Consider the following 2,926-nt stretch of genomic DNA (forward strand, 5'->3'; position numbering starts at 1 on the left):
GGAGCCGGATGAGGTGAAAGTCTCAAGTCCGGTTTTGAAGACGAGTAGTTTTGGTGACAGAATTACTTAGTTTAACACTCAAGTTAACCTCTGCCGGCAATCCTAACGCCGCTTTGACCTGATTTTCTGCCGAGGCTGGATCGAGACCGGGATCCACCAACTTGGCAATTATCGTCGTCAATGGCGTGACGACCTCCGACTCTGGGATCGACGTTAGCGGTGTCACCAAAGGCAAGAAGGTAGAAGCATCCACCCCATCATTTAAAATAATCCGGCCTTCCGCTGAATCGATTGTGCCATTTTGATTGAGATCGAATTGTTCCAGTTGAATATCTAATTCAAAAGTGCCATCTGGATTGGTTAAGGCAAAAGGCTCATTGTCATCAAACACTCGATTCGAGTTGGCATCAAAGAAGACGAACCCACCACTAATATAAGGATCGATCGCTTGGCTCTTTTTCGTTGCCGAGGTTCCGAACACTCGAAACTCGGCGAGCTGCATTTCCGCTAGACGTTTTTCGTAAGCGGTGTTCCAAGAGAAAGGCACATAATACTCGGCCACAAAGTCCATTACTGCTTTCACGTCCCCATTAATTTCAAATAAACTCAGGGGATTGCTAATTCGGGAAATAATTTCCGAGGCGCGTACTTTACCATCTCCCTTTCCAACTCCCGGAGTTTCATCCGCTACGAGTTCGGCAATAATGGCTTTGATTTGCGGATACATCTCGTCTTCGAGTGCATTTTCATGCTCCGGTTTGACGATATCGCGCAGTGGGTCGAGAATCTGTTCGTAAGCTTGTACGTCCATATCATACTTATTGGAGGAAATCGTAAAGTCATCTACGATATCCGGATTAGCGCCCAAGTAACTATACTCACTAAGTACCTGACGCATCCCTTCCCGGGCGTTGTCATAGGTTGCAGTGCTAGGCTCTCCTTCCCCCACATCAAGCAAGTCAAACTTCAGATTGGCCTCAAGTCCCCCAGTCAGGTAAGCTTTGGCTACTGCAATACTGACGCCCCCTCCCAGGTTGACACCGCCGGTGAGTTTGAGTTCGTGAACGTCATCTCCGGTTCCATCGGCATTTTGGCGATCGCTCACATAGAACCCATCAAAAATCTTAGAATAATCCGAAGAACCAGACTTTTTCCATTCAGACAGTCCATAGGTATCAAACCCAAACCCGAAATTCGACGTAGCTGCCAAGTCGATTCCGAACGTCCCATTCACGCCAACATTCACCACCGGAATGGAGAAAATCGGAAACTCCTTGCCTAGATCGAATTCAAAGTCGAGCTTCGGAAGTTGATAAGCAAACAACGTGACATCTTCTTTACCCAGCAACAAATCTACCGAATTATTCGGCGTAAAAATCGGCAAACTTAACCCGTCCATTTTGCCAAACAGCTCGAACAATTCCTGGGTTGTGCTGTTAGACTTCGCCTGCTCCAAGGAAGATGCCGTGGTTTTTATTTGGGTTTTCTTCGCGTTTTTTAGCTCAGCATTCGGATTCGTTGGATCGAAATCGAGTTCGTAGTCACCCAACTCAATCGTAATATTTCCCCCTGTATCTGCGAGGTCGGTGAGCAGACCATTGGCTTTGACGATCTGCTCTAAAGAATCGAGAAAGCTAGTATCGATTTCGTTGCCAGTGATAGCAGCCCCCATTTCGAGCAGCGTCACCTTGCCATCCTCATTTTGGTCAAAAAATTCTCGGGCTGGTTGAAAATGAGACAGCGGTTTAATATCGCCATTAAAGACGGTAAGGAGAGGTTCGATGGGTTTAACAATATCGTTGATGGTAGACATCACCGGTTGGGCAAAATCGGCGACGAAACTCCCTAAGTCAAGCTGGATATTGTTGAAGTTTAATTTCGGAACCTGCGGCCCACTCCACTGACCGTTATCGTAGTTTAGCTCCGGGAAGTTGGCATTCAGGTCGAAGTTGTACGAGGGAATAGCCGCACTCTCCCCAAGGTTAGTGCGTGCCTTCAGCCCCAATTTTCCTTTCGTATCTAACGTGGTGTCAATCAGCTCGGAAAGATTGTAGGTGCCTTTGTCAAGTTCGCTAAAGGTCAGTTTTCCATCGTTGACACCGCCTAAATCGGCAGTTAAATCTTGTAGGGACAACTGAAAATCCCCGGTCAGTTTTGTGGGGGTATTCGTGTTGTTTGCCAAAGTCAGTGGCAACAAACCAACATCGGATTCCCCCTTAAAATTATCGGCTAAACCGGCTTCAGTATTAAGCGTCAGCTTGGTATTGTTGGTATCAAAGAACAAACCCTTGTCGTTGAGACCCAATCCCAAGGAAAAATCGTACTTGAATTTAGTATTGGCATCCCCCTGTGCGTTCAACTTTAGAGCGGGCAATCCCAAATCACCGTTTAACCCCACCGTGGGGTTGTACTCTTTGCTGACATTGACGATCGCTTGCAGTTCTCCGTTTTCACCTACAGATTCGGTGACCGTCAGGTTGGCAAAATCTTGGCCCAGAGCGTCTTGGATCGCCTGTTTGAATTTCGCCGCATCCCAAGTTTCCGAAGCCGATAAGCCGGTGCTGAGCTGGTTTTTAATTTTATTGAAAAAATTCGGAACTGCGGTTTGAACGCTCTCACCGACGACCGGCAGTTTGCCTAAACTGTTGGTGAGCGACTCCTGCAGCTTAGTAAAGCCCAAATTCAACGGATTGGTGATGACGTCACTATTGCCGAACGAGATCCCAACCGACTCGGGGGTGGCGTTGAAGGTGACACTACTCGAGTCAGTGGTAGAGGCGCTCGTTCCCGCGTTTCCAGCACCATCAGCGAAATTAATATTGAATCCCAATGCCCCTTCGGTATCGTTTTCCGTCAGGGTATAAGTGGCTTCGTATTGATTGCCACTGGTGTTGGTGACGCTGGCTGTTTGTCCGCCAATCTTGAC

The 2,926-nt window shown here is 47.6% G+C and carries 1 protein-coding gene; it reads right to left on the reverse strand.

From position 1 onward, the window contains the following. Positions 1 to 22: 22 nt before the first annotated feature. A partial coding sequence (locus AC0QH1_RS02730) for a hypothetical protein (RefSeq protein WP_324629273.1) occupies positions 23 to 2,926 on the reverse strand: 2,904 nt, incomplete at its 5' end.

This window comes from Phormidium sp. CCY1219 (assembly GCF_055795085.1).